The sequence below is a fragment of the Pseudomonas sp. BS3767 genome, from assembly GCF_900099665.1.
In the GTDB taxonomy this organism is placed as follows: domain Bacteria; phylum Pseudomonadota; class Gammaproteobacteria; order Pseudomonadales; family Pseudomonadaceae; genus Aquipseudomonas; species Aquipseudomonas cerasi.
Genome location: NZ_FNCX01000019.1, coordinates 1 through 3,305 on the forward strand (window position 1 = coordinate 1; position 3,305 = coordinate 3,305).

A 3,305-nucleotide genomic window follows, 5' to 3' on the forward strand; every position below is an offset into this window, starting at 1 on the left:
GCACTGCGGGATGTGTTTGCCGAGCCGACGCTGCAAGGTCTGGCACGTCAGGTGGCGAACGCCCGGCTCTCGGCGCAGACGCCGTTGACGCTGGTCGACCGCGATCTACCTTTGCCGCTGTCGTGGGCGCAGCAACGCTTGTGGTTCCTCGATCAACTGGACCGGGCGGCGGGGGCTGCTTATCACATTCCGGCGGGACTACGGTTGCGCGGCCGATTGGACAGAGACGCCTTGCAGGCCACGCTTGACCGGATCGTGGCGCGCCACGAAACCCTGCGCACCCACTTTGCCTTGCACGAGGGCCAGGCGATCCAGGTGATCGCGCCGGCGACCCAAGGGTTCGCCCTGATCACTCATGACCTGCGCGCTCTGGACAGCGCGGCACAACACAAGACGCAAGACGAGACGCAACACGAGGCCGTAGAGCGGCTCGCTGGCGAGGAGGCGCTGGCGCCGTTTGACCTGTCGAGGGGGCCGCTGATTCGCGGACGACTTGTGCAACTGTCGGAGACAGAGCACATCCTGCTGGTGACCCAGCACCATATCGTTTCTGACGGTTGGTCGACGGGCGTTCTGCTGCACGAAATCGGTATGTTGTACCGGGCCTTCAGCCAGGGGCTGGCCGACCCTCTGCCGGCACTGGCCTTCCAGTATGTCGACTACGCGGCGTGGCAGCGGCAGTGGTTGCAGGGCGAAACCCTGCAAACGCAGGTCGAGTTCTGGCGGCAGCACCTGAGCGGCGCACCGGCCTTGCTGGAGCTGCCAACCGACCACCGCCGCCCACCGTTGCGCAGTTATGCCGGCGGACGGGTGAGCCTGGCCCTGAGCCCGGCATTGACGACAGGGTTGCGGCAGTTGGGTCAGCGTCACGGTGCGACGCTGTTCATGACCTTGCTGGCGGGCTGGTCGAGTCTGTTGAGCCGCTTCAGCGGGCAGGACGATGTGGTGATCGGCACGCCGGTGGCAAATCGTCCGCGCAGCGAACTGGAGTCGCTGATTGGCTTCTTCGTCAACACACTGGCGCTGCGCATCCGGCCGGAAGGGCGCCTGAGCGTGGCGGCGTTGCTGGAGCAGGTCAAGGCGGTCATGCTGGCGGTGCATGCGCATCAGGACCTGCCGTTCGAGCAGGTGGTGGAGGCGCTGCAGCCCCCGCGCAGCCTGGGTCATAGCCCGATCTTCCAGGTCATGCTGGCGCTGAACAATACCCCGGGCGGCGGCGAATTCAGCCTGCCGGAGCTGAGCCTGGAGCCGCTGCAAGCGCCGCACACGACGGCCCAGTTCGACCTGTCGCTTGCGCTGGTCGAGGCGGATGGCGGGTTGATCGGCTCTCTGGAATACGCGAGCGATCTGTTCGAGCGTGCAACGATCGAGCGGATGGCGGGGCACTTGCAGGTGCTTCTGGAAGGCATGGTGGCGGATGACCAGCAAGCGGTCGCAGAACTGCCGCTGCTGTCGTGCGAGCAACGTCGGCAGGTGTTGGAGTCGTTCAACGATACGGCAGCGGCCTACCCGGCGGACAAGTTGATTCATCAACTGTTCGAGGAGCAGGCGGCGCAACAACCCGATGCCCTGGCGGTGGTCGATGACGCCGGAAGCCTGACCTATGGCGAACTCAACGCCCGGGCGAATCGACTGGCACATTACCTGATCGGCCTGGGTATCCAGCCGGATGATCGGGTTGCGATCTGTGCGCAACGCAGCCTGGAAATGGTGGTGGGCTTGCTGGGGATTTTTAAGGCGGGTGGTGCGTATGTGCCGCTGGATCCTGCGTATCCGGAGCAGCGATTGCGCTACATGCTGGAAGACAGCGCGCCGGTGGCGGTGCTGGTGCAGGCCGAGACCCGGGCGTTGCTGGGCGAGTTGGCGGTGCCGACGCTCGATCTGCAAGATGCCGACTGGGAGGTTGAAGCTGAACACAATCCTGTAGTGCCGGCCATCACGCCGCAGCACCTGGCCTATGTGATCTATACCTCGGGTTCCTCCGGTAAACCCAAAGGCGTGGGCGGTCCACATCAGGCCATGGTTAACCGTCTTTACTGGATGCATAACACTTTCGGTGGTCAGCGACTCGAAAAGCATGCACAAAAAACGTCGATCAGTTTTCTCGATTCGGTGACTGAAACGCTGATGCCCTTACTGTTTGGCGCGCAACTGCATATCGTGTCGCCGCTGGCCTCCAGGGATCCGCTACAGCTGTGGCAGGCGGTTACAGAGCATCAGTTGACCCGTCTGGTTCTTGTCCCTTCACTGCTGGAAGAACTGTCGAGGATAGAGAACCGACAAATTTCGCCAGAAAAGCGGCTGATCGTTTGCAGTGGCGAGGTGTTTTCGTCCTCCCTGCTTGCTCGCACTCGTGCTTGGTTACCTTCGGCCACGATACTGAATTTCTACGGTTCGTCGGAAGCGGCGGGTGACTCTACTTTTTACCTGTGCGACAGCGCTGTTCAAGCGGGTCATTCACTGCCGATAGGTCGTCCGATCGCGAATACACGGATTTACCTGTTGGATGCACATGGCCAGCCGGTACCGATTGGGGTCATTGGCGAGATCCATATCGGCGGCGCGGGGGTTGCCCGTGGCTATCTGAATCTGCCGGAACTGACGGCGGAGCGTTTCCTGGACGACCCGTTCAGTGCCGAGCCGGCGGCGCGGATGTACAGGAGCGGCGATCTGGGGCGCTGGTTGGCGGACGGCAATATCGAGTACCTGGGGCGTAACGACGATCAGGTCAAGCTTCGGGGCTTCCGGATCGAGCTGGGCGAGATCGAGTCGCAGTTGGCGGCTTGCCCTGGGGTCAGGGAAGCGGTGGTGCTGGTGCGCGAGCACCGTCCAGGCGACAAACGCCTGGTGGCGTACCTGACGGCGCAGGAAGGTGCCGTATTGTCGGCGGCGCAGTTGCGCGAGCAACTGTCGCAAGGGCTGGCGGAGTACATGATTCCGAGTGCCTTCGTAACGCTGGCGCGTTTCCCGCAAACGCCGAGCGGCAAGCTGGACCGACGGGCATTGCCAGCGCCGGAGGACGACGCTTATGCCAGTCGTGATTACGAGGCGCCGGCAGGTGACGTCGAGCATGCGCTGGCGCAGATCTGGCAGGCGTTGCTGGGGCTGGAGCGTGTCGGTCGCCACGACCACTTCTTCGAACTGGGCGGGCATTCGTTACTGGCGGTACAACTGGTGTCGCGTCTGCGTCAGCGCTTCGAAGTCGAGGTGGCACTGCGGGATGTGTTTGCCGAGCCGACGCTGCAAGGTCTGGCACGTCAGGTGGCGAACGCCCGGCTCTCGGCGCAGACGCCGTTGACGCTGGT

Annotated in this window: 1 protein-coding gene; it reads left to right on the forward strand. The window is 63.4% G+C overall.

Features of this window, described 5'->3' with window-relative positions:
* Window positions 1–3,305 (forward strand): non-ribosomal peptide synthetase (locus BLR16_RS27765; protein ID WP_143012390.1); only part of this gene is annotated, 3,305 nt, incomplete at both ends.